Origin of the sequence: Vibrio sp. 1CM24A, from assembly GCF_023161725.1 — a bacterium.
Taxonomy (GTDB): domain Bacteria; phylum Pseudomonadota; class Gammaproteobacteria; order Enterobacterales; family Vibrionaceae; genus Vibrio; species Vibrio coralliirubri.
Window position 1 is genome coordinate 151,875 of sequence record NZ_JALNTS010000001.1, and the last position, 22,931, is coordinate 174,805.

Below are 22,931 nucleotides of genomic sequence, written 5' to 3' on the forward strand. Positions count from 1 at the left end.
TAACTGAAAACGAAACCTTTTTCTTTCATTTTTATTCTAAGTGCTCGCATAACCACCACTCCGCTAGTTTTTCCATCATGTTCGGCGTTTTCAGAGTGAATAAAATGTGACTAAAATCTCTAAAAAAGGAGGGCGAGAAATAATAGTAAATGTCATGCTGTTTTTTGCGATAAATCCGCCTTAATTTATAAACCTGTTTTAGTGGTACTTGGCTGTCATAAATCTCATGAAAATTAAGGAATTTGGAGTGTTAACATAAACTGATTTTTATTTGTGTTTTGGCGTCCACTAATAACAATCTGAATGCATAAATTTAACTTATCAGCCTGTCAAAACATTCAGTAAACTAATCCCAAATGAGTAGAGTTATAGGCACTTCTAAGGCTTTGCAGAAAAAAGTAACGAGTTCAGTTGATAATTCACGCAAAAGTCTCGTCATTCCGTCTATCGTTTGGTACATTTGCCGCACATTTTGTCTCCCCTAAAATACCCATGCCTTCTCAGTTCCGAATTAACAAAATTGTTGAAATTGGTGACACTCTTCACCGCAGTGGCTGTGCCCCTTACAAGCTAGAGAAATACACTCAATTCTATGCAAAAAAGCATGGTGTTGATGTGATGATCCAAGCTACGCCAACTGCGATTAACTATCAATTTCCAGACGATAACAACGCCGTGATTCTTAAGCGTCTAAAGCCTGCGTCAATTAACCTGAGTTTGTTGGCCAATACGATCATTCGTATTAACCAGCCAAGCAGTGAGCCTGTACCAGAACCTGTCGGTTACTCTAAATTCGTGACGGCACTTGCCAATATGGGTATTCCGCCTGCTTATTTGATGCTGGTGGGCAGTACGTTGGAAGCGGTGGGCTTTTCTGCGTTATTGGGTTTGATGGTTTGGGTATGTCAGCAAGTTCTTCATTCACGTCGCGCTATCGCGGTTGAATTCATCTCGGCACTGTTAACGGGTATCTTTGTGGCGTTTCTGGCGAGTACAGGGTTGCCGATTCCGGTGTGGGCGTTGTGTATCGCCTCGATTGTCTTGTTTGTCCCCGGGTTATCCATAGCCAACGCATTAGAATGTTTGGCCTTTAATGACTTGGTTTCTGGTACCAGCTTGCTAGGGCAGAGTGCCTTAACGCTGATTAAGCTGTTTGTCGGGATTATCATGGGGCTTAATATTGGCGAAGCGATATGGGGACAAGCGGTCTCCATCGACTATACCAATGCGGTACCGATGTGGATGCATATATCTGGCTTGGTGCTGATCTCGGTGTCTATCGGTGTGATGTTCAATGCACGTCCTAAAGATATCTTGCTTGGCTTGCCAGTTGCCGTTCTCGGTATGTGGGGCCCATTCTATCTTGGTTTTGATAGTGGTTGGGTTGTCGGCACTTGGGTGACGACGGTTCTTATTACTTTGTACGGAACTTGGATCGCCAAGAAGATGGAACTCACGGGCTCTATTTATATCGTGCAAGGGATCATCATCTTGGTTCCGGGTAGCCGAGTATTAGTGAGTGCCAGCCAGTCGGTGTTTGAACAATCGATTTTGCCTATCCCGAGTATCGGTTTGTCGGCGTTATTCATGTTCTCGGCAATCGTGGCAGGGCAAATCACCGCTTACTCGATTTACTCACCAAAAGTCGAACGTTAAACCTTTCCGCTTCTCAAGTTTTTAAACAAACACAGCTTAGCGGCTGTGTTTGTTCGTTTTAGGAATGGCTCTTTTTTTAAAGACAATTAGCTCTCCGTAAAACTTGTTAGATTTATGCTCGCTAAGCCTGACAAGAGTCATTAAAATGGAACAAATTCTATTTAAATGAAGTATTAACGTATGTCTCTACCTCCTTGTCCGCAATGCCAATCTGAATATGTCTACCCAGACCAAAACAACCTAATCTGCCCTGAGTGCGCCTACGAATGGAACCCAGAAGAAGAGCGTTTAGAAAGAGAAGCCGCGCGTGTTAAGGACGTGAATGGCGTTGTATTGGAAAGTGGCGATAAAGTTACCTTCATTAAAGATCTAAAAATTAAAGGCAGTTCTAGCGTATTGAAAATCGGCACTAAAGCCGTGATTCGACGTATAAACGAAGGCAAAGATCACCAACTAGATTGCAAGTTGGATGGTGGCGGTGAAATGCTGGTTACGGCGAAGTACGTTAAGAAGCAATAGTCGATAATGGGTCAAAATTGCGAGTCGCTCCTGAACTAAATAGTGTAGAAGCCGTAGGAGAATCAACATCATATGGACATGGTTAAAGCTGCTCTTTCGCATTCAACTGCCTTTCATCACTATGTGAACGCCTGTGTTGAAGATGGGTTAGATATTTACACGGGTATTTCTGATGGCAGTGATGCCTATTTAGAAAGACGAATTGCTTATTCAAAAGGTGAGGGTTTGCCAGAAGGGTGGACGCCTGCTTCTACTTATTTTTGTTTCGAGTCTGGGCGTATTCTTGGAGTGATAAGAGTTCGTCATGGTACCAGTCCGTACATCCACGATGTCATTGGACATATCGGATATGAGACGCTGCCGCAAGCCAGAAGGCGGGGTATCGCAAGTCATATGTTGTCTTGGGTTCAACGACACGTATTGACCGAAAGCGCTATCATTACCTGTGAGAGGGGCAATATTGCTTCGCAAAAGGTGATAGAGAAGTGCGGTGGAAAATTCCTGAATACCTTTTATTCAGAGCAAGATAAACACGAAGTCTTACGTTACCAACTAGAACCAAAATGAACATTTAGCGTGGCATTTAGTTTTATCGGGGTGGTCGAGTTCCGGGTTAAACGAAAATGAAACCATAGCCAATTATTGTTGGAGGTATTTTGAAGTATTCAACAAGATCTGCTCAGTCATCAGATTATGAATTTCTGTTTGAGCTTAAGAAGGCTGCTGAGTTTGAACCTATCAAGGCCGTATTTGGTTGGGATGAACAAATTCAACGAGATATACACGCCGAAGAGTGGGCAGAAGAACGGCCTGAAATCATTGAATATCAAGGTAAAGCGATTGGCAGTGTGTTGTTGCAAGACAAAGGTGAGCACTTCTATTTTTGCCGATTCTTCTTACTGCCTGAGTATCATGGAAAGGGCATTGGCAGCCAAGTATTGAAAGATTGCTTAGTTAAGGCTGACAGCCTCAATAAACGCGTCGAACTTTGTTACCTACAAGGTAATCGAGTTGGGGGGTTGTACTTGAGGTTTGGCTTTGAAATCACCTCGCAAAACGACCAGTTTGTCTATATGTGGCGTAAATAGACATTCATTCAAAATAATCACACCGTGTCGGTAACTTGATAGGTACCTGACACTCATCTAACGTAAAATCTTTTAAAGCTCCCTATGCTTGATGACTAAGCGATTACACTTAGAAAAGATCGAGCGTAAGGGAGTGTGCAATGAATTATTACCCGACTTCAAAAATCGTGGGTGAACAAAGGTTTGGTTTAGGGCCTAGATTAGGTCAAACAACCTATTATTCTCCTTTAGAACAGTTGGATAAAAAGCCATTCGTTCACCAAGCTATACAAGATTTACCGAGTACCGAATCTACTCTGATTAAAGTAGGTGAGAATCGTGTACAACGAATGAAGGCCAAGGGTGACGAACAACAGATGCAAGCCACGAAGAAAGAAGCGCAGTCTTTTCTTCGAACGCAGTATCGACAACAAGCTCAAGCTCGCCACCTACAAAGTGTTGAAACGCCTTATGGTTTTCAAGAGCGCATCATTCAGTTTTGGAGCAATCACTTCGCCATCTCGGTCGATAATCGAAAACTGATGCCTTTGGCCGCTAGCATTGAAAACGATGTGGTTCGCCAGCATTGGAATGGTAACTTTGGCGACATGCTGATGGCTTCTTCTAAACATCCTGCGATGCTTCTGTATCTCGACAATCAACTCTCGATTGGTCCTAATTAAAAAGTCGGAAAGCGCCGTAATAAGGGACTCAATGAAAATCTCGCTCGTGAGATCTTAGAACTCCACACTCTTGGCGTTGATGGTTCTTACACTCAGCAAGATGTTATTGCTTTAGCAAAAGCCATCTCAGGTTGGGGCATTAAATTCAAATCTCCTGATGCTGGGTTTCGATTTGCTAATAACCTGCATGAGCCAGGAAGTATCACACTACTTGGCAAGTCTTATTCTCAATCCGGCGTCTCGCAAGGAGAGTCTTGTTTACAAACCTTAGCGACCCACAAAGACACTGCTACGCACTTGGTTGGTAAGCTATGCCAGCATTTCATTGGCGACACGCCTAAAGAACTCTCAGAGCAAATGGTTGCTGAATATCTGAAAGGCGAGGGAGATTTACTGCCTATTTATCGACTGTTATTGAACAGCGCTGAGGCGAATAAACCTAACCCCAATCGTTTTAGACCGCCGAAGGAGTGGTTGTTTGCCGTCCTTCGTAGTGCCGATATTTCTTTAAATGAGAAACAGGCATTCAATGCACTCAACAATTTAGGGCAGCCTCCTTTTAAACCGGGTTCACCAGCAGGATGGTCGGATCAAGACAGAGACTACAATAGCCCTTCGGCGTTAACTCAACGTATGCAAGTTGCGAATAGGCTTGCGTCTGCTGCAATAAAATCGGCTAAAGCGTCAGGAGTTAAGCCGAAAGCGGTAGTGGATAAAGTGATCGCGGGTTTATATGGCGATGCTATTAATGAACACACCCAAATTGTATTGAACAAAGCCGACAGTGCTGCAATGCAACTTTCCTTGTTGTGGCTAAGCCCGCAGTTTCAATATCGTTAGGAGTGGGTATGAAAAAGCCAGATTGTTCTCAGAATAAAGTGCCACATAGCATTAACCGCCGTCAGTTCATGGGCATTGCGGCGGCTGTTGGCGTCAGTGCGATGGTGCCATTTCCAAGCTTTGCCAAAACAGCTTCAGACAATATCTTCATTTGGGTATCACTGCGTGGCGCGATGGATGGTTTAAATGTTGTAGTGCCGCATGCCGATCCGGATTACTCTAATTTGAGACCCTACATCGGATTAAAACCAGAGCAGCTATTGAAGTTGGATGATTTCTTTGGGCTTCACCCATCCCTAAAGCAATGCCATCAGTGGTATGAGAGTAACGAACTCAGCTTTGTACACGCTTGTTCAACCGCTTATCGCGAGCGCTCACATTTCGATGGACAGAAGATATTAGAGAATGGCACTTCCGACCCGTTTAACACCGTAGGGTGGATTAACCGTTTACTCACGTTGAGTTCAGAAAAATACGATGGAATCGCAATTGATTCGGGTTTACCACTCATCATGCAGGGCGAATCGACCGTGGCAAGTTGGTACCCAAACCGCTTGAAAACACGTGATAAACAAACAGAACTGCTGGAAGAGTTGTTTCAAAGTGACCAAATGCTGTCTTCAAACTTCGAAAGTGTCATGAAGATAGATCAACTTGTGGGAGACCAAGGTGTTGGCAAACAGTTTAAATCATTGATGGGTAAAACAGGCGATATCTTATCGGCTGATAACGGACCAAATATCGCAGCGTTAGAATTGGGTGGATGGGACACTCATGCCAATCAAGGTAGCGTAAATGGGCGGTTGAGTAATCAACTTAAAACTTTGGATGTTGGGTTAGCGGCTCTCAAGGCGTCACTAGGTGATCGTTGGCAGAAGACCGTGATCATCGCGGCCAGTGAATTTGGTCGAACAGCAAAAGAAAATGGCACTAAAGGCACCGATCATGGCACCGGCAACGTCATGTTTGTTGAGGGTGGTGCGCTGCCATCGTTGAAAGGAGCGGGTGGTAAGGTTATTGCCAATTGGCCGGGCTTGAGCCAAAGCCAACTATATGAAGGCCGAGACCTTAATCCAACGACTGATATGCGTTCGGTTATCAAGGGCGTGCTCAACCAACATTTATCGATAGAAGTGAAACAACTCAACACTATCTTCCCTGATAGTGCCGATATTAAACCGATGAATCTTGTTTAGAGGTTTACCAAGACCCAGTTAGATGCGATTCAGTCGTTTTGAATCGCTTTCTATTTCTGACTCGCTTGTTTACGATTTGATCGCCAACAGTGCTCCGAACGTCAGTAAGCCAAATCCACACGCTTGATTAAGCCTTTTCTTTGCTCTCAATAGATGCTTTTGCAATGTATTCGAAGTAAACAGCATAGCGACAATTCCAAACCATAAGCCGTGAAGAACGATCATATAAAGCCCATAGCCGAGTGCGACATGCTGGTTTTCTGCATCAGGTGAGATAACTTGGCTGAAGATGCTCAAGAAGAACAACATGGTTTTTGGGTTGAGCACGTTACATAAAAAGCCTTGGGCTAAATAGCGCCAAACACTGGTGCTTTGCTTTGCATCTTCCATAGGTGCAAGCTTGTTGTCCGCACTCAAGATACCTTTTAGCCCTAGATAAATAAGGTAGGCTGCGCCTGCGTACCTGATCATATCAAACAGCTGCTCATTCTGTGAGATTAAGTAACTGATCCCAAGCATTGAGTAACTGATGTGAACACAAATGGCTAAACTCACACCTATTGCAGTCCAAATCCCTGCTTGTCTTCCTTGATTGACACTGTTTTTCAAAACTAAAACGAAATCAGCTCCTGGGCTGATAACAATCAATAGTCCCAATACTGCTAGGCTTAACCACTCCATAATGACTCCAACTCTTTATATTTGATGAGCCAGCATTGTATGGTTTTTTATTGCTGTCTATAATCGAAATGAATTCCACCTATCTGTGAGGAAAAGTCACACATGAGACATTTGAAAGCATTTCATATTTTCCACGTAGCAGCGCATTCGAGCAGTTACAGTGAAGCGGCGGATAAACTCAATATCACACATGGCGCAGTGAGTAAGCAGATCAAGGTATTGGAAAATCACTTATCCCAAGTTTTATTCTACAAACAGGGCAGGAATGTGTGTCTCACCAAAGAGGGGAAATTACTCAAAAGTTACACAGAGCAAGCGTTCCAAGCATTGGATACTGGAGTCCACAAGCTTAATCAGCTGAATCATCAAGCGTTGGAAGTTTCATGCGAACCCACATTGACCATGCGTTGGTTAATGCCTCGACTCGGTGATTTCTATAACGAATCGGGAATTGATGTTCGATTGTCTACCGCAGGTGGACCTGTGACATTAGGCGCAACTGGATTAGATATGGCCATTCGCCGAGACGACTTCAACGTAACCGAGCATTACAAACAGATTCCGTTAGTCGAAGAATGGGTTGGCCCGGTGTTCTCGCCTGATTACTGGCAACAGGTCAAAGACAAGCTAGCCGATGTGAAATTACTGCACAGCAGCACGCGACCAAACGCTTGGAGCCACTGGACATCTATCACCAAAGGTAGTGAATTTGATCGCCGAATGGTGCCGCAAGCTATTTCAAACCAGACCTTTGCACACTTCTATTTCTGCTTTCAAGCGGCCGTTGATGGGCTAGGAGCGGCTCTTGGATCTTATCCATTGGTGGTTGATGATTTGAATAGGGGCAACTTAATCGCACCGTTTGGCTTTGTACCTTCCGGTCATCAGTACATATTGCTCACACAAGATAGCAACCATGATGAGCCTGAAAGCCCGTTTGTGGTTTGGCTGAAGAATGAGTTGTCACAGTGTGTTCCAACCTTATAGGAACGACAGCCTCCGACCTAGAAGTGTGCTTGTCTTATGTCAGACTTTAGTTCGTTATTGTGGAAATCACTCAATAGGCAAAGACAGCACGCCACCATTGAATTCAACTTGTTTTAGCCATTCGGTTGGAATTTCGCCATCTCCTTCGTAGAAACACGCCGCTAATACCGCGCCAATTACAATCGCACGCCCGCAGCTGTCACCACCACATAAGATATTGTCGCGAATGCCTTGTTGATAACTCTGAGCACCCGCAATGATGCGTATCAGCAAGGGGAACGCAGCACTCAGTTCGCAATGTAATCCGAACTTCTTCGCGGCATCTGTAATCGAAAGCTCAGGATCAGCCAGAGCTTCGTCGATTTGATCGTGTATGAACTTGCTACAAGTTTGTCGTACCATTTCTACCGATTGCAGTGGCGAGTTGCCTTGAATTGCCGCTTGAATCAGTAGGGTGATAGCTTGTGCCCATTCCACGGCTTTGTCGTTGTTGTTGGTCACTCGTACCGCGCTCTCTACCATCGCTGGCAAAGTGTGAGAGGTATAAGTACACGCCACTAATGGAATGATCTTTGAGACTGCGGGGAGCTGTGTATCATCCGCGCCACAGGCTGTAATTGGGGCGTTTGCCAATTCTAATTGATGGATGTTCAACAAGCTCATACGAGTCGCTTTATCAATATAGCCTCGCCAACTACCACCGAAATCAAACCAGAAGCGGAAGTGCTTGATGTAGCTCGCTTCATCGTACTGTTGGTTGTCGACTAAGCTATCGACCATCGCCAATAGCTGAGCACCATATTGCGATTGCTCGCCTGCGGTTTTACCTTGGTGCGCAAAGTAGCCCTTGTCTTGGTAATCGAACTGATTCGGTGAACGAAATTCTGGCTCAAAACCCGCTACGTGTAAGATCCTCTCTTGGTCATACAGCCAGTGTAGCCCCATTGAAGCGGCGTCTCCAACCAATGCGCCAACAACGGCGTAAAAAGCTCTTTCTTTATGATTGTCCATGTTGAGTGATGTCCTTGAGAAGAATCAACGTAGTTCGATACTTTAAGTATAGTGATTAGGCGAGCATTTTGCTGTGTTTCTGAGAAGAAATATGAAGGGATAAATCCTGATTGGTCAATAGCTTAAACCAATCAGGTGAAATTGATAAGGGCGATGAATAGTCTGGTGAATTCGTATTTTTGATTGGTGGTGTTATTGATGGTTGAGATAGGCACTAGAGCGTTGCTCAATCATTTTGAACAGACGTGAAAGCGCAAAGCACAAAGCAAAATATACGAAGCCTACAATTAACCAGATCTCGAAGATCAAACCTGAAGAGTTTGCCATTTCAGTACCAACAAACGTCATCTCTTGGATCGAAATCAGAGACACAATCGACGTGTCTTTAACCAAAGAGATGGCTTGGCCAGCCAAAGGTGGTGTGATGGCCGTTAATACTTGCGGGCCAACCACAAATCGATACTTAGACAATGCCGATAAGCCGAGTGAATCGGCCGCTTCCCATTGCCCTTTAGGAATACTTTCTAAGCCAGCTCGAATCACTTCAGCAATGTAAGCAGAAGAAAGCAAACCAATACAGATAACGCCAGACGCTAAGTTTTCCCAAAGGTTAGCAGGACCAAACAGAAAGGCTTGAACAGCGTTAATATCGCCGTTGTGTTCACGCAAGATACTTTCTAAACCAAGTAATGGAATCAGTTGGTTAGAAACGAAAAAATAGAATATGAAGACAAAAACCAGTGGTGGAATATTTCGAACCAGCTGGATAAAAATCAGAGCAGGGGTACGAAAGAAAGTGATTTTAGAGTGCCTAGCAACGCCAAGTAATGTGCCAAAAGAAAGTGCTAATACCATGCTCCAAACACTCAAGCGCAGCGTTGCGATCAAGCCTTGGAAAAAGTAAGGAATATTACCTTGAGAAGGTGGAATGAAAATCAGGGTAAACGCATCTTCCCAACGCCACTGGTAGTTAATACCAACAGCGGAACGATAATAAAGCCAGCCTGCAAATACACAAATGACAGCGAGTAACACGCCATCTAAAAGGTTAAGGCGTTGATACCAAGGCTTCATATGAACGTTGGGCTTAGGTGTTGTTAATGCGCTAGTACTACTCACGTCATTCCTGTTTAAACGATAATAATTGATGTGTTGTGAGAGGTGGCTATGAGGTTATAGCTTTCTCGTTGTGTTTAACAAGGCAGCGCAAACACTGCACTGCCTCGATTCACTAGCAATAGTTTTGATTACTGACCTTGAGCAATCTGGTCTTGCCAATCTAGAGTAGAGAACCAGTACTCGTAACGCTCTTTCAACCAACCGTCTTCAGTACGTGCTTTGATCCACTCGTTGAAGAATTCGGTCTTGTCAGTTTCACCTAGGCGAACTGCAAATGCTTCATTACCTTTTGATAGGCGTTCTTCGAATGGAATAAATAGCGTGTCTGCGTTTTTAATCGTTTCATGTTCTGGTTTCGGGCTAGACGCGATCACCGCGTGCGCGTTGCCGTTTAATACTTCTTGGAATGCTTGAGCATCGTCATCGAACTGTAAAACTTTCGCTTTAGGGAAGGTTTCACGAGCTACTTGAACCGTGAATGCACCACGACGAGCGGCAATTTTCACACGGCGAGAATCAAAATCAGAGATTTGTGTAAAACCTTCTGCTAGCTCTTTATTCGCCGCCAGTTGAACGCCAGAATGCGAGTAAGGTTCAGTGAACAATACGCTTTTAGCGCGAGCTTCAGTGATAGACATACCGCCGATGATCACATCAAACTTGTTCGAAAGTAGAGAAGGGATGATGCCGTCCCATGCCGTGGGAACGAACTCGACTTTCCAGCCCGAATCTTCGGCAAGGCGTTTCGCCACGTCGATTTCGAAGCCTACAAGATCGCCTTGCTTGTTACGCATCGCCCAAGGAACAAACGTCGACATGCCAACGCGTAGAGAGCCACGTTCGTTGATTTTGTCTAGGTTAGGCGTTTCAGAAGCAAGTGCAGGCAAACTGACGGCAAGCGCAAGTAGGGCTGTAATTGCGGTTTTAAATAGCTTCATGCTGATAAATCCTTATTGTGTTCGCCAGTTAGCTCCGAGCTTATGCTCGAGCCAAGCTGCAACGGCAGAAAGTGAAAGTGTAAGTGCAAGGTAAATGATCGCCACAGAGAACCAAATCTCAAATGGCATCGCGGTTTCAGAAACGATGTTTCTGGCTTCGGTTGTTAGGTCAAAGATAGCCATGACACTGACAATCGAAGAGTTTTTGATAAGAGAGATCACTTCGTTAGTCAAAGGTGGCAAGGTGCGTTGCACCACCTGAGGAAGAATCACATCCCAGTAAGTATAGGTCTTTGATAAGCCCAAAGATTGAGCTGCTTCAAATTGTCCTCTTGCAATACCGTTTAAACCAGCACGGAAGATTTCGGCGGTGTAAGCACCTTGGAAAAGTGCCAAGGCTAAAACGGCAGTGCTAAAACGATCGAGCCCTAATACGGGGCCAAACACAAAATAGAGCAAATAGATTTGTACTAATAACGGCGTGTTACGAATCAACTCAACATAGCTGGTGGCTAAGGTGCGTCCAACTACAGAATTTGAGTTTCTCAATAGCGCCGTCGTTAAGCCGATGATCAGTGTCGCGACCAAAGAAATCAGAGAGATATTGATGGTCACCAGTAGCCCTTCAACTAATTCAGCAGGCCACCATTCGCCATCTTCATAGAAAGCAATATAGTCCGGCACGCGCTCCCATTGCCAGCTGTATCCCATTGTTTGTGCGCCAGAATCGAGAATCCAAACAACAGCAGCCACCAGTACAACAATTTGTACTAGAGCGGAAAGGGCGGGTTTAATAAATCGAATCAACATCAATAAGTCAGGATCTGATTTAGGAACGCTTGAGTACGTTCATGTTGAGGGTTTTCAAAGAGCGCTTGTGGAGTATTCGATTCCACAATTTGTCCTTCATCCATGAAGATAACGCGGTCGGCCACTTGTTTTGCAAAGCCCATTTCATGGGTGACACACACCATCGTGATGCCTTCGCTCGCCAGTTCAACCATCACATCGAGCACTTCGTTGATCATCTCCGGATCAAGCGCTGAAGTGGGTTCGTCAAACAAGAGTAATTCCGGCTTCATGCACAGAGAACGGGCGATAGCCACGCGTTGTTGCTGGCCGCCAGAAAGTTGCACTGGGTATTTGTTGGCTTGTTCTGCAATGTGCACACGCTCGAGATAGTGCATTGCTATCTTTTCGGCTTCTTGTTTGCTTTTTTTAAGCGTACGAATTGGAGAAAGAGTAAGGTTCTCAAGCACGGTAAGATGGGGGAATAAATGAAAGTGCTGAAACACCATTCCGACTTGGCCCGGTGTGTTGAACTTACTCGGGAGTACTTGCTCTAGCACGGAAAGTTCGCCACTTTCGAAAGGTTCTAGCTGATTGATGCAACGGATCAAGGTTGATTTACCCGAACCAGACGGCCCGCAAATCACCACTATCTCTCCTTGTTCAATATTTAAATCGATATCCTTTAGGGCATGAAAATCACCATACCACTTGTTAAGTGACTTAAACTTAACCATTTCCTTGAGATTGTTCAAATCGTTGTTCATACCTAGTAAAGAGACAGGTTTACCTTAACAATATAGAAATATGATTGCACATAAAATTAGGGACTTATGAGAATTTAATAGCATCTTGTAGGGCAAATTAAAAAGCAGCGCTCAAAATGAACGCTGCTTCTGTTGTACGAAAGAAAAAAGTAATGGGTTCAGTCAGATGTGAAAATTCATCGTTGTATGACCACTATCTTTGTTTTCATTCTTTTTCCCGATTTTTAGTGAATCGCAGACTCTAGAATTTCACGTGTTTTCTCAGGTGTGATTGCTTGGTTTTCGCCAAGTTGCAGGTAACCGTGTGATTCAAGTTGAGCGACAACGTTGTTAATCGCCGTTGCTTTGTTTGTTTCGTAGCCGTCGAACATGGTTGCTACGTCTAGGCTGTGGTAGAAGGCTTCGATTGCAGCGATTGTGCGTTCTGCTAAATCAGTACCCGCTTCTAGGCCAAATACGTTACGACCCATTTGCTCTAGCTTGCCACGTTTCGCTTCGATTTGGTTACGAAGTAGTGAAGGTTGAACAATCGCAAGTGAGCGCGCGTGGTCTACGTGCCATAGTGCAGTGAATTCGTGACCAATCATGTGAGTTGCCCAATCTTGAGGAACACCCGTACCAATCAGGCCGTTAAGCGCTTGGTTTGCTGTCCACATTAGGTTTGCGCGCCATGCGTCGTTGTCACGCTCGTCGTATTGCTTACCCAGTACAAGCAGGTTCTTAAGCAGTGTTTCTGCGTAACCGTCCTGAACCATCGCGTCTGTTGGCATCGTGATATATTGCTCACATACGTGAACCCACGCATCAACTAAACCGTTGATCAGTTGGCGCTCAGGTAGAGACTTCATTACATCTGGGTCCATAACCGCAAACTTAGGCTGTACTGCAGGGTTAAGGAAAGCAAGCTTCTCTTGAGTCGCTTTACGCGTGATTACCGCGCCCATGTTAGATTCAGAACCTGTCGCAGGAAGTGTCAGTACCGCACCGATAGGCGTCGCTTCAGTTACTTGGTGTTTGCCCGTTAGAATGTCCCAACCGTCGCCGTCATATTTAGCCGCTGCAGCAACGTACTTAGAGCCGTCGATTACTGAACCACCGCCAACAGCGATAATGAACTCTACGTTTTCTTCTTTAACAAGAGCGACTGCTTTGTCTAGCGTCTCTTTGGTTGGGTTTGCTTCAACGCCAGAGAACTCAATCCAAGAGTGATCTTTTAAAGATTCTACAACTTGGTCGTAAACACCATTGCTCTTGATTGAACCGCCACCATAGATGACTAGTACTTTCTTTGAAGTATCAACCGCTTGGCTGATAGCATTGATTTGGCCTTGACCGAAATGGATAACAGTAGGGTTAACGTAAGTAAATTGCATCAGAGATTCCTTGTGTAAAGCGAAATTTGTTATTTTGGTTTATTGCTCAATTTCTATATTTGCATATTAGTACAGTAATCTAGGTCACTGAAGAGCTGTTCCTCCAAATAAATTGCCTATTTCTACAAACTTGATATTCTTCCTCTGCTTTAGCTTACTTACTCTTAGCACTTGGAATGGAAAGTCGCCACTTATGAAAACACTCGCTCAGTTATTACAGTCTTATGTAGAACACAAAGGTTGGGATGATCTCGAAGGGATCAGAGAAACTGAAATTAGCGGCGTGTGGTTGTATAGAAGCAGTGGCGGGAATCAGCGTCAGCCATTTACTTACCAGTCTGGCATTATCATGCTCGGACAGGGTAAAAAGAACATCTACATTGGCGAAAGGCCAGTGACTTACGCTGCAGGTGATTATCTTGTGGTGGGTGTGCCAATGCCGTTGGAGTGTGAAGCCTTACCTGTTAATGGCGAGCCATTGCTTGGCTTGTCGATTAGCATTGATTCTCAACGCTTGCATAGCTTAGTAAAAAAGCTCGAAGACCAGGGCTTTTTAGAGAGCTACTGCAACAAGCACAAACAGAACTCGAGTGGCTTAGAATCGACGCCAATGGAAGAGCAAATGCTAGAGAGCTTTACTCGATTGGTCAAAACGCTACATTGCGACATTGAAGCCAACATCTTGGGCGATGCTATGGTGACAGAGATTGTCTACCGCGCATTAACCGGTTCAGAAGGGCGTGTGCTGTTTGATTTAGCTCATCATGATGGCCATTACGCACGTGTCGCCAAAGCGCTGTCTAAAGTGCATGAAGAGTACGACCAAACCATCACCGTTCAATCGCTTGCTGACGAAGCCAACATGAGCGTGTCTGCCTTCCACAATGCATTCCGTAATGTCACGTTTGAATCACCTCTTCAATACTTGAAGAAGGTCAGGCTCAACAAAGCCAAAGAGCTGATTCAACTAGAAGGCCTGCGAATTAGCGATGCTGCTCGTCGAGTCGGTTATTCTAGCCCATCCCAATTCAGTCGCGAATTTAAGCGCCACTTCAATACTACTCCAAGAGCGGTGTAGTTCTTTATATTGTTGACTGGCGGGAGAGGAAGTAGAAGGCTTCACTGCTCTAACGAGTTTGTTTAGCCCCATAAAATCAATCGCTAGAATGCCATGCCAATAGACACGTTAAACGTATCCTCATCAATGTCATAAGGTAGATCCTCACCCTCTGACTCGCCGCTGTCCACTTGGTAGTTTCTCCATTCCATTTTTAGCTCTGCAAACTTCCATTTAGTCGATACACCGAGGGCGTTGAAATAGGTTGCGTCAGGGTTGGCCGCGTCATCAACCTCGTCGCTGAGCTGAGCGCCACCTATGCCGAAATTATAATAAGGGCGAACCGTGATGCGTTTAAGCGGGAAGCTGTAACCTGCGCCTACCTTTAAAAACGCCATGCCTTCACTGATCGCGTCTTGGTCGTAGTCTTCTAGTTGGTCATCACGCTTTCTGTTCTGGTACTCACCGCCAATCTCAAGTAGGTCACCACGAAACATCAGGTCGACGTATTGAGATGAGAGTTTATCACCCTCCTGATACCCCAAGCCGAACGCAATATCAGCCATAGAGGGAGCTGAAAACCCTGCCAATAGAGCCGCTAACACTCTTGTTTTAATGAGTTTTGTCATTGCCGAATCTCCTTAGTTCAGGGCGTTATATTTCTTATCAGTCATGCAGTTTCTCAACACCGTCGCATACATGGCTTTGTTATCTTCTTCAGCCTGAGCCCCTGATCGTCGGCCGCTAACTCTACCGGATACAACACCAATCGCCGCACCAGTCTTGGCTGCGTCAGATCCAGAGCCACCAGAGATCGCGCCAACAGCAGCGCCAGCGGCCGCCCCTTTCGCTGCGCCTTTTACGCCGCTTCCTTTTTTGGTGTCTGTAGGTGCTGTCAGCGTTGACTCAGCAACACCTTGGCATGTCGCAAGCTCTTGCTGAGCAACCTCAAGGGTCACGTTGTCGTAATTGAATGAAATGTGAGTGGTTGGGTCTGTGATGTAGCCACCACCAGCAAGAGCAGAGAGGGAGGTCATAACTAGGCTCAGGCCTAACAGTTTCGTTCTTTTGTTCACTTTCTAATCCTCAAGTTGACCAAACAAATTCGTTTAATCATTGATATTGAACTCTCTTCGAGGTCGACAAATAGCTTTAAACGTAATGAAGCGATAAGTGATCTTCATGTTTCGTGCATACTATCTTGGCGTGCATATGTTGGATAATGACCTTGAAACATAAGAGTTATTTGTCTGATGCATAACATGTTTCAGCTATGAGCTATTTACTCAGGCTGTTGTGAGAGAGCAGGCTTAGAAAAGGGACAACTTATGAGAACATCACTCCCTTGTTAATCAAGATGAGCAAATGTATTGAATTGTAGGTAATTTCAGTATGTTGGTATTTGAATTTCTAATTTATTATTAATGTATTTATATAGTAAAAGCGCTCTAAAATAATTAGTTATTTAGGTTAAGACTTTATGCACGTATATAAGAATGAAAATCAAACAATACAGTCAGTAAGCGGTTTTTAAGAACTTTAGTGTGAACGATCTATCAAATTCTTTCTAAATTACTAAAATTATTCTTCACTCTATCTGAGAGAGTATTCATGATTGTTGAATATATTCAAAAATAAAAAGAATTTATTACTCGGTTAGCGACCGTATTGCGGATAATTAGTCGTGTTGTGACTAATTATTCTGTAACGTGCTGATTTATAGTAAAGTGATAGCCTGACGGTTATCACGTTTCTCCTAAAACAATTAAACTAACATGGCGCTACTTTAATCATTCTTCCAAATACGATTGTTAAATATAAATACGTATACCTATTTTATTAAAAGGATAATACCGATGAGTAGCGATATCATTAAAATTTCAAGAAACACTGAAAACGCACCAATAAATTCTGTATCTACACAAACGGTCGCTTTTTCTCATTATAATAACTTTTCTGCGCAACTTCCGATTGATCCTAAAACGGGTGAAATAGTCATCGGTGATATTAAAGATCAAGCAGCACAATGTTTGAATAATATTAAAGCGATTGTTGAAAGCATCGACCATGTTATGGATGATGTCGTGAAGATTAATGTTTTCGTTAAGAATATTTCTGATATCGATGCTATTGATGAAGTTTACAAAAGCTTCTTCCACAACAGCCTGCCAACACGTACTGTCGTGGGTGTCGCTGCACTGCCAAACAGCGATGCGCTAGTTCAAATGGATGCTCTCATTTCTAACGGTGAAGGCACTAAACCACAAGCACCTTGCGCGCTAATTAAGGTATCAAGAAATACGGATAATGCGCCTCAAAGTGCTGTGTCCACACAGACTGCCGCCTTTTCTCACTACAACAATCTTTCAGCTCAGTTGCCTATAGATGTAGCCACAGGTGAGTTAGTTGATGGTGATATCGAAGCACAAACAGCACAATGTCTATCAAACATTAAAGCTATTCTAGAAAGTATCGGTCATGTCATGAATGATGTGGTTAAAACGACTATCTACCTAAAAAATATCGCAGACGCGGAAGTGGTAAATGAAGTATGTGCTAAATTCTTCCCAAGCTATGTCCCTGCTCGTACCGTTGTTAACGCAGCTGAATTACCAATGGGTGCTTTAGTGCAAATCGATACATCAATTTCACATGGCGACGGTACACCGCCACAATTACCTGAAGACACTCGTTTACTGGTAATAGAAGCCAATAATACCGATGCTGCACCATTTATGCCTTATTCGCACACAGTGGCTTTCTCTCACTACAATCATATTTCAGGACAATTACCTTTAGATCCGAAAACAAATGAAATTGTTGCTGGTGGGGTAAAAGAACAAGCTGAACAATGTTTAAACAATATTAAGACGATAATTGAAAGCGTTGACCATAGCATGGACGATACGGTGAAAATTAATATTCAACTTAAGGATATTTCAGATATTGATGCGGTAAACGAAATCTACACCACATTCTTTAGCGCTGAGCTGCCTGCAAGAACGGTAGTCGGGGTTTCAGAAATCCCAATGAATGCTTTAGTACAAATTGATGCTGTCGTTTCTAACTGTGAAGGGACACCTCCACAAGACGTTGTTGCTTAAATCAATTGAACCCTTCTCGATAATATCGATCAGATCTCGGCTTTAGTTTCCAAACAGGGAGCAAATTCAACAGGCCGTGATCTGATCCGTTCACCTCATTACTCAAATCCATCGAAGCGACACACCTAAGCTTATCCCGTAAATATGGTATTTATAAGGTTGAAGTGTTTTAATAAGAAAAACAGACGCTTGACGTAATAAAGAAAACCAGCTTATGCAATTTCGAGTCATTTTACTGCTATGCCTTACCTTAATAGGGTGTTCGTCCAATCAAGAATTGGTACCCGACCCAACAACCATTACGCTATTTTATGGTGATACATCCATCTCCGCAGGTGTTTTAGAGGATAAAACATTCAATTCAGTCCTTGCCGATAGGGTTGAAAGCGTTACGTTTTCGGGCTCAATATCAAAGCAAGACTCAGGTTATTTTGTCGATATGTTAGTGATTCGAGAAACAAAAGAGCCACGTTCAACACGACAGCTGAACACCTCGCTTCTAATGAAACCGGGAGAGTTAGTAGATGTTGGCGGCGTGAATAACGATGTGTTCAGGGTAATCCTTGAGTAACAAAAATAAAGTGTTCAATTAATCTGATTTTTTGCTTTACCTCAACCTAACTTCAAGTCTTAAGCTTCTCTTACTGATTAAGAAGGAGCTTATTATGCAAAATAATTACGTAAAAGAACTCGCCGTTAAAACTTACCAAGAAGACCTTCAGAAAGAGTACATTAAATCTCGGGCTCGGCCATTCCACGCCCCGAGTTTTATTAGCGGGGTGTTGTTGTCAGTTGTGCTGGTGGGACTGTTTTAATTTATGCAGAATCTTTGATCCATTACCAACTCTCAACACATCTATTTGATGCACTTTAATGCATACGGCACAATCGCTTAGGTTGAATTTTGACGCTAATGTCGAGAGGAAGTGAAGTATGGCAAGTCCAAGAATATTAAAGTCACGGATTACTGATATTACCTGTGGCGAGAATGTCACTATTATCGAACCAAGTAACGTTTATGGCTGTGAGCTTAAAGATGATGTGTTCGTTGGCCCCTTTGTTGAGATTCAAAGGAACACCGTGATAGGTGCGAGAAGTAAGATTCAATCTCACACCTTTATTTGCGAGTATGTGACCATTGGAAGTGACTGCTTTGTTGGTCACGGGGTCATGTTTGCCAACGACTTATTCAGAGAGGGCAAGCCAGATCCTAATCCTGAAAGCTGGGGTCGTACCTTGATAGCTGACAACGTCACGATTGGTTCTAATGCCACGGTTCTGTCTGTGAGCATTTGTGAAGGTGCAGTAATCGGCGCGGGCAGTGTGGTAACGAAAGACATCACTGAGAAAGGTATCTACGCCGGCAACCCAGCCAAGAAATTAAGAGACTTACCGTAAATTAATAAGCCGTGGTTCATGAATCATAAGGTGCGGCTTTTTAGGGAAACATTAGAGTATTTGTCATGGATGTATTTTTACACTTACTTCAACCGAATGACGCAAGTGCGCTCTTGGATTTTGAGGTCGAAAATAGAGAGTGGTTTGAGCAATTTGTTCCAGCTAGGGAAGACCGTTTCTATTCAAATGCAGGTGTGGCCGAGCAAATCACCGACTTTCTGGCTGAATATGAAAACGGCGAGATGATTCCTATGTTGATCAAAGACGCTAATGGCACTATTTGTGGGCGAATCAACGTTCGTGATATCGACCAGAACGCTGAAAGTGGAGAACTGGGTTATCGAGTAGGTCACTCCTTTGCCTCAAAAGGCATTGCGTCTAACGCAGTAAAGCAGTTTCTAGACTATTTGACGCAGCAGACCAACCTTAAATATGTTGATGCTTATGCGCTAGTGGGTAATGTTGGATCAAATAAAATCTTATCCAACACAGATTTTGAATTGGTCGAGCATATCGAAAGCTACGCGGTGTTCAAAGGAGAACATCAAGATGCTAATTATTATCGTAAGGTTTTACCTGACTAGGTGACTATCAGTGCCTTATACATTAGAAGCTGGCAGCGTCCTTCTAGCCAGCTTCGAGCCTTTTTATTTCAAGGTTTAAGGTTACTTCTAGGTTTTGGCCACTTCTAGATTTACAGTTATTTCTGAGGTTTATTCCGTTCGATTACGCTAATTGCGATCGCTAAAAACAGGATGTCTTTCACTAAAAAGAAGTTAGTGACTAAGATGCCATCCGATACTTTCCAAGCGTTTGGCGTTGTAATCAGGAAGCTAAGTGTCACAACAAAGATAGCCGCTGCCGCAATGCCTGAATAGAAAGCTACTGTCGGTTTCTTAAATCCAACGATCAGTCCAACCGCGACAATGATCTCCGCGCCACCCACCATGTTAGACACAGCTTGCACTGAGAACAGATTGTAAAGCCAGTTCATTGCTGGATGATTTGCGATTAGCGGTTCAATGAGCATCGCTTCGGTTGGCGTAAACTTATAAATACCAATCCAAGCTAACACCAATGCTACGCCAATCACGCCTAGGTTGTATCCGACGTTACTCTGTTTTAAATCATAGGTTTGAACATGCATAAAAGTACTCCATTTAATAAAATCCCTGAATATGACCGCAATAGCTCAGATTAAATTTCGCGCTGTGAATAATACTTAATATATTTATCTAAAAACTTAATAGGTAACGACTTATTGTCTCGATAGGAACTTAAAGGCTAGTGACGTTGAGAACCTAAAGAGTGTGTAGGCGATAGTGCTGTTCAAAAGGTGCCGCGAGTTTTCCAATTTTTGTTTTCAATATTCATGATTTGGATTAGATTACGCTGATGTTCACCCTAATTATAAGAAGAGTATAACCAGTGAAAATCCATAGAATTAACCCGACCAAGCGTTGGTCTGATGTGACTGTTTTTAACGGTATCGCAAGCTTTGTGGAAGTGGCAGAGACGGATACAACAGCAGGAATTAAGAGTCAGGTTCAGCAAATCTTCGAACAAGCTGAAGAAATGATGAGTTTGGTAGACAGTGATAAATCTCGCGTATTGTCGGTGACTATTTACCTAACGGATTTCGCTAACTTTGATGCACTGAATGAAGTTTGGGAAGCGTGGTTCCCTGAAGGTTGTGCGCCAAGCCGTGCATGCGTGAAAGCAGAACTTGCTAATCCTGAACTATTGGTCGAGATGTCATTCATGGTTGCTGCGGGTGAAAAGTTTCAATAAGCTGAATTATCGGTAGAAATAAGCATTCGTCGATACAAGTAACGAACAGATAAAACAAAGCCACTCAGGTGAATCACTTGAGTGGCTTTTTAGTGTTCTAGATTATCCGAAACTAAATCGGATTAGGTATTAAGCGAGACCTTGATCTCTTGCCATCTGTTTCGCGATCTTCGGAGCGTGCCATAAGCATGGCAGTAAGATGAACGAAACAGGAACCGCAGTGATTACAATGAACGACTGTAGAGCGGAGATGCCGCCAGAGCCCATTGAGATGAGTGCGATCGCTACCGCACCCATGATGATACCCCAGAAGGTACGTACGGCTGCGTTTGGCTCTGTTGTTCCTGTCATTACCACACTGATTGTGTAAGTCATTGAGTCACCTGTTGTCACGATGAACGTGGTCGTCAGGATCAAGAACAAAATCGCAATCAAAGTAGGAAACGGCAGTTGTGCTGTAATTGCTAGAAGAACAGCTGGAAGGTTAAAGCCTTCGAACGCGCTAGAAATCACACCTGGGTTCTCTAATTCAAACGCTAGACCACTACCACCAACGATGCTGAACCAGAAACACGTTACAAGCGGTGCAACGATGCTGATAGAAACGATCATTTGGCGAATAGTACGGCCACGTGAGATGCGAGCAATGAAGATAGCCATCATTGGGCCATAACCTAAGAACCACCCCCAGAAGAATACCGTCCAGCCGCCTAGCCATGCTGTATCTTGGCGGTATAGCGCCATTGGGATGAAGTTATCAACCATTTCGCCCATACCTTGCAGGTAGCCATCAACGATGAAGCTCGTTGGGCCTACTAGCAGAATGTAGCCGATTAGGCACACTGATAAGATGATGTTGTAACGGCTGACCAGTTGGATACCTTTGTTCACGCCACTCAATGCAGACAGTGTGTACATTGCGATAGCAAAGATAATAACAACACTCTGAGTTGCAAAGCTGTCTGAAATGCCAAACAGTTCGCTTAGCGCGTAGCTGATTTGTAGGCCAAGGAAGCCGATAGGGCCGATAGTACCTGCGGCTACAGCCACGATGCTGCATGCGTCGACAACGTTACCAACCCAGCTGTTAATCGCTTTGTCGCCAAGTACTGGGTAAAGCAGAGTGCGAGGCTTAAGAGGAAGGCCTTTGTCGTAATGCAGGTGCATTAACACGATGGAAGACAAGCCACCTAAGATTGCCCATGCAAGGAAACCCCAGTGCATGAAAGATTGTGATAGAGCATTGAACGCCATCGCTTGAGGATCTGCGTTGCCATACAGTGGCGGAGCTGAAACAAAGTGAGCAATAGGCTCTGCGGCTGCCCAGAACACACCACCGCCGGCTAGCAGCGTACATAGGACGATAGACATCCATTTAAAGGTGGTCATTTCAGGTAGGGCAAGCGTTCCTAAGCGAACGTGGCCGGTGCGACCTAGTGCAAGCACTAAACCGATAATGAAGTTGAGAAGTAGTAGGACTTGCCAGAAAGCACCGAACCATTTAGTTGAATAACTAAAGCCGATGTTTACAAGTTCGGACAACACGGAGGTGTTGGTGAAGGCTAGGATGACAAAGAGGGTTAAAAAACTGCCACTAAGCCAAAAGACTGGGTTTCCGAGTTCCAGTTTTTCACCCAAAGATTGAGCTTTATTGAAATCGATAGAAGTAGATTCTGCGTTGATGTTTTCGTTGGCGACTTGCGTCAAGTTGGACATTATTTCTTCGCTATATTTGGCTCTTTCAAGCCTATGTATTTCTCCCACACTTGCATAGAAATGTGAGGTTCGTCAAAAAAGCCGCCGATACTAACACATTTGTTATCAAAAAGTGGGCGAATTCCCAAAAGAATCCCAAATCGCCTTTAAATCACTACTTTTTGGCTAGTTTTGATACGAATTTTTTTCTCGAATCCAAATCACATTTCTGATTTTTGAGACGTTATTTTTTAGCTTTC

General features: G+C 43.9%; 24 protein-coding genes and 1 pseudogene. 14 read left to right on the forward strand and 11 right to left on the reverse strand.

Translation table 11 applies throughout. The features are described from left to right. Nucleotides 1-492 precede the first annotated feature (492 nt). The 6 genes and pseudogenes from MSG38_RS00590 (at nt 493) to MSG38_RS00615 (ending at nt 5,961) form a co-directional block, all read left to right on the forward strand. Nucleotides 493-1,656, forward strand: a complete 1,164-nt coding sequence (locus MSG38_RS00590) for a threonine/serine exporter family protein (RefSeq protein ID WP_004731486.1) — start codon at nt 493-495, stop codon at nt 1,654-1,656. Nucleotides 1,657-1,836: 180 nt separating this feature from the next. Next, nucleotides 1,837-2,175, forward strand: a complete 339-nt coding sequence (locus tag MSG38_RS00595) for a zinc ribbon domain-containing protein YjdM (RefSeq protein WP_004731484.1) — start codon at nt 1,837-1,839, stop codon at nt 2,173-2,175. A gap of 72 nt (nt 2,176-2,247) precedes the next feature. Next, nucleotides 2,248-2,742, forward strand: a complete 495-nt coding sequence (locus MSG38_RS00600) for a GNAT family N-acetyltransferase (RefSeq protein ID WP_248400730.1) — start codon at nt 2,248-2,250, stop codon at nt 2,740-2,742. A gap of 89 nt (nt 2,743-2,831) precedes the next feature. Next, entirely contained in the window at nt 2,832-3,263 is a 432-nt protein-coding gene (locus MSG38_RS00605; RefSeq protein WP_248400731.1) for a GNAT family N-acetyltransferase, read from the forward strand. Nucleotides 3,264-3,403: 140 nt separating this feature from the next. Then, nucleotides 3,404-4,765 (forward strand): annotated as a pseudogene (locus MSG38_RS00610) (DUF1800 domain-containing protein). Between the two features lie 8 nt (nt 4,766-4,773). Further along, nucleotides 4,774-5,961: a DUF1501 domain-containing protein gene (locus MSG38_RS00615; RefSeq protein ID WP_248400732.1), complete on the forward strand. Its 1,188-nt coding sequence runs from the start codon at nt 4,774-4,776 to the stop codon at nt 5,959-5,961. A gap of 69 nt (nt 5,962-6,030) precedes the next feature. On the opposite strand, the gene MSG38_RS00620 is transcribed toward MSG38_RS00615, so the two are convergent. Beyond that, on the reverse strand, nt 6,031-6,642 hold the full coding sequence (locus MSG38_RS00620; protein WP_248400733.1) for a LysE family translocator: 612 nt from the start codon (nt 6,640-6,642) through the stop codon (nt 6,031-6,033). Nucleotides 6,643-6,744: 102 nt separating this feature from the next. Here MSG38_RS00620 and MSG38_RS00625 point away from each other — a divergent pair, with 102 nt between their 5' ends. Further along, nucleotides 6,745-7,629 carry a LysR family transcriptional regulator gene (locus tag MSG38_RS00625; RefSeq protein WP_248400734.1) on the forward strand — a complete coding sequence of 295 codons (885 nt, stop codon included), beginning with the start codon at nt 6,745-6,747 and terminating at the stop codon, nt 7,627-7,629. Nucleotides 7,630-7,695: 66 nt separating this feature from the next. Here MSG38_RS00625 and MSG38_RS00630 read toward each other — a convergent pair whose 3' ends face one another. From MSG38_RS00630 to MSG38_RS00655, 6 genes are all read right to left on the reverse strand, one after another. Next, nucleotides 7,696-8,640: an ADP-ribosylglycohydrolase family protein gene (locus tag MSG38_RS00630; RefSeq protein ID WP_248400735.1), complete on the reverse strand. Its 945-nt coding sequence runs from the start codon at nt 8,638-8,640 to the stop codon at nt 7,696-7,698. Nucleotides 8,641-8,832: 192 nt separating this feature from the next. After that, nucleotides 8,833-9,759, reverse strand: coding sequence for an amino acid ABC transporter permease (locus MSG38_RS00635; protein ID WP_248400736.1), 927 nt, complete (start codon nt 9,757-9,759; stop codon nt 8,833-8,835). A gap of 128 nt (nt 9,760-9,887) precedes the next feature. Next, nucleotides 9,888-10,697: a transporter substrate-binding domain-containing protein gene (locus MSG38_RS00640; RefSeq protein ID WP_248400737.1), complete on the reverse strand. Its 810-nt coding sequence runs from the start codon at nt 10,695-10,697 to the stop codon at nt 9,888-9,890. Between the two features lie 12 nt (nt 10,698-10,709). Beyond that, nucleotides 10,710-11,507, reverse strand: a complete 798-nt coding sequence (locus tag MSG38_RS00645) for an amino acid ABC transporter permease (RefSeq protein ID WP_248400738.1) — start codon at nt 11,505-11,507, stop codon at nt 10,710-10,712. Continuing rightward, nucleotides 11,507-12,253, reverse strand: a complete 747-nt coding sequence (locus tag MSG38_RS00650) for an amino acid ABC transporter ATP-binding protein (protein ID WP_048606287.1) — start codon at nt 12,251-12,253, stop codon at nt 11,507-11,509. Before MSG38_RS00650 ends, MSG38_RS00645 begins: the two co-directional genes overlap by 1 nt. 224 nt (nt 12,254-12,477) lie before the next feature. Then, nucleotides 12,478-13,626, reverse strand: coding sequence for an iron-containing alcohol dehydrogenase (locus MSG38_RS00655; protein WP_248400739.1), 1,149 nt, complete (start codon nt 13,624-13,626; stop codon nt 12,478-12,480). A gap of 193 nt (nt 13,627-13,819) precedes the next feature. Here MSG38_RS00655 and MSG38_RS00660 point away from each other — a divergent pair, with 193 nt between their 5' ends. Next, nucleotides 13,820-14,704 (forward strand): AraC family transcriptional regulator, encoded by an 885-nt coding sequence (locus MSG38_RS00660; RefSeq protein ID WP_017067592.1) that lies wholly within the window; start codon nt 13,820-13,822, stop codon nt 14,702-14,704. An 83-nt stretch (nt 14,705-14,787) separates the two neighbouring features. Here MSG38_RS00660 and MSG38_RS00665 read toward each other — a convergent pair whose 3' ends face one another. Next, the gene (locus tag MSG38_RS00665; protein ID WP_050648334.1) at nt 14,788-15,312 is read right to left on the reverse strand and encodes a hypothetical protein; all 525 of its coding nucleotides are present in this window, start codon (nt 15,310-15,312) and stop codon (nt 14,788-14,790) included. Nucleotides 15,313-15,324: 12 nt separating this feature from the next. Then, nucleotides 15,325-15,759, reverse strand: a complete 435-nt coding sequence (locus MSG38_RS00670; protein WP_061038173.1) for a glycine zipper family protein — start codon at nt 15,757-15,759, stop codon at nt 15,325-15,327. A 780-nt stretch (nt 15,760-16,539) separates the two neighbouring features. Here MSG38_RS00670 and MSG38_RS00675 point away from each other — a divergent pair. The 5 genes from MSG38_RS00675 (at nt 16,540) to MSG38_RS00695 (ending at nt 19,769) form a co-directional block, all read left to right on the forward strand. Beyond that, a complete protein-coding gene (locus MSG38_RS00675) occupies nt 16,540-17,787 on the forward strand; it encodes a RidA family protein (RefSeq protein ID WP_248400740.1) in 1,248 nt (415 codons plus the stop codon). A 214-nt stretch (nt 17,788-18,001) separates the two neighbouring features. After that, nucleotides 18,002-18,358 (forward strand): hypothetical protein, encoded by a 357-nt coding sequence (locus MSG38_RS00680; protein WP_248400741.1) that lies wholly within the window; start codon nt 18,002-18,004, stop codon nt 18,356-18,358. Nucleotides 18,359-18,452: 94 nt separating this feature from the next. Then, nucleotides 18,453-18,602: a hypothetical protein gene (locus tag MSG38_RS00685; protein WP_248335957.1), complete on the forward strand. Its 150-nt coding sequence runs from the start codon at nt 18,453-18,455 to the stop codon at nt 18,600-18,602. Nucleotides 18,603-18,720: 118 nt separating this feature from the next. Then, the gene (locus MSG38_RS00690; RefSeq protein ID WP_248400742.1) at nt 18,721-19,185 is read left to right on the forward strand and encodes an acyltransferase; all 465 of its coding nucleotides are present in this window, start codon (nt 18,721-18,723) and stop codon (nt 19,183-19,185) included. Nucleotides 19,186-19,250: 65 nt separating this feature from the next. Continuing rightward, nucleotides 19,251-19,769: a GNAT family N-acetyltransferase gene (locus tag MSG38_RS00695; protein ID WP_248400743.1), complete on the forward strand. Its 519-nt coding sequence runs from the start codon at nt 19,251-19,253 to the stop codon at nt 19,767-19,769. A 116-nt stretch (nt 19,770-19,885) separates the two neighbouring features. Here the strand turns inward: MSG38_RS00695 and MSG38_RS00700 are convergent, their stop codons facing one another. After that, on the reverse strand, nt 19,886-20,332 hold the full coding sequence (locus MSG38_RS00700) for a DUF417 family protein (RefSeq protein ID WP_050651721.1): 447 nt from the start codon (nt 20,330-20,332) through the stop codon (nt 19,886-19,888). A gap of 281 nt (nt 20,333-20,613) precedes the next feature. Here MSG38_RS00700 and MSG38_RS00705 point away from each other — a divergent pair, with 281 nt between their 5' ends. Then, nucleotides 20,614-20,976 carry a RidA family protein gene (locus tag MSG38_RS00705; RefSeq protein WP_017062654.1) on the forward strand — a complete coding sequence of 121 codons (363 nt, stop codon included), beginning with the start codon at nt 20,614-20,616 and terminating at the stop codon, nt 20,974-20,976. Nucleotides 20,977-21,105: 129 nt separating this feature from the next. Here the strand turns inward: MSG38_RS00705 and MSG38_RS00710 are convergent, their stop codons facing one another. Further along, entirely contained in the window at nt 21,106-22,692 is a 1,587-nt protein-coding gene (locus MSG38_RS00710; protein ID WP_048606304.1) for a BCCT family transporter, read from the reverse strand. Between the last annotated feature and the right edge of the window lie 239 nt (nt 22,693-22,931).

Excerpts from the sequence above, each read along its gene's own strand:
- MSG38_RS00590 (WP_004731486.1), top strand. The coding sequence starts at position 493 with ATGCCTTCTCAGTTCCGAATTAACAAAATTGTTGAAATTGGTGACACT.
- MSG38_RS00595 (WP_004731484.1), top strand. The coding sequence starts at position 1,837 with ATGTCTCTACCTCCTTGTCCGCAATGCCAATCTGAATATGTCTACCCA.
- MSG38_RS00600 (WP_248400730.1), top strand. The coding sequence starts at position 2,248 with ATGGACATGGTTAAAGCTGCTCTTTCGCATTCAACTGCCTTTCATCAC.
- MSG38_RS00615 (WP_248400732.1), top strand. The coding sequence starts at position 4,774 with ATGAAAAAGCCAGATTGTTCTCAGAATAAAGTGCCACATAGCATTAAC.
- MSG38_RS00620 (WP_248400733.1), bottom strand. The coding sequence starts at position 6,642 with ATGGAGTGGTTAAGCCTAGCAGTATTGGGACTATTGATTGTTATCAGC.
- MSG38_RS00625 (WP_248400734.1), top strand. The coding sequence starts at position 6,745 with ATGAGACATTTGAAAGCATTTCATATTTTCCACGTAGCAGCGCATTCG.
- MSG38_RS00630 (WP_248400735.1), bottom strand. The coding sequence starts at position 8,640 with ATGGACAATCATAAAGAAAGAGCTTTTTACGCCGTTGTTGGCGCATTG.
- MSG38_RS00640 (WP_248400737.1), bottom strand. The coding sequence starts at position 10,697 with ATGAAGCTATTTAAAACCGCAATTACAGCCCTACTTGCGCTTGCCGTC.
- MSG38_RS00645 (WP_248400738.1), bottom strand. The coding sequence starts at position 11,507 with ATGTTGATTCGATTTATTAAACCCGCCCTTTCCGCTCTAGTACAAATT.
- MSG38_RS00650 (WP_048606287.1), bottom strand. The coding sequence starts at position 12,253 with ATGAACAACGATTTGAACAATCTCAAGGAAATGGTTAAGTTTAAGTCA.
- MSG38_RS00655 (WP_248400739.1), bottom strand. The coding sequence starts at position 13,626 with ATGCAATTTACTTACGTTAACCCTACTGTTATCCATTTCGGTCAAGGC.
- MSG38_RS00660 (WP_017067592.1), top strand. The coding sequence starts at position 13,820 with ATGAAAACACTCGCTCAGTTATTACAGTCTTATGTAGAACACAAAGGT.
- MSG38_RS00665 (WP_050648334.1), bottom strand. The coding sequence starts at position 15,312 with ATGACAAAACTCATTAAAACAAGAGTGTTAGCGGCTCTATTGGCAGGG.
- MSG38_RS00675 (WP_248400740.1), top strand. The coding sequence starts at position 16,540 with ATGAGTAGCGATATCATTAAAATTTCAAGAAACACTGAAAACGCACCA.
- MSG38_RS00680 (WP_248400741.1), top strand. The coding sequence starts at position 18,002 with ATGCAATTTCGAGTCATTTTACTGCTATGCCTTACCTTAATAGGGTGT.
- MSG38_RS00685 (WP_248335957.1), top strand. The coding sequence starts at position 18,453 with ATGCAAAATAATTACGTAAAAGAACTCGCCGTTAAAACTTACCAAGAA.
- MSG38_RS00690 (WP_248400742.1), top strand. The coding sequence starts at position 18,721 with ATGGCAAGTCCAAGAATATTAAAGTCACGGATTACTGATATTACCTGT.
- MSG38_RS00695 (WP_248400743.1), top strand. The coding sequence starts at position 19,251 with ATGGATGTATTTTTACACTTACTTCAACCGAATGACGCAAGTGCGCTC.
- MSG38_RS00700 (WP_050651721.1), bottom strand. The coding sequence starts at position 20,332 with ATGCATGTTCAAACCTATGATTTAAAACAGAGTAACGTCGGATACAAC.
- MSG38_RS00710 (WP_048606304.1), bottom strand. The coding sequence starts at position 22,692 with ATGTCCAACTTGACGCAAGTCGCCAACGAAAACATCAACGCAGAATCT.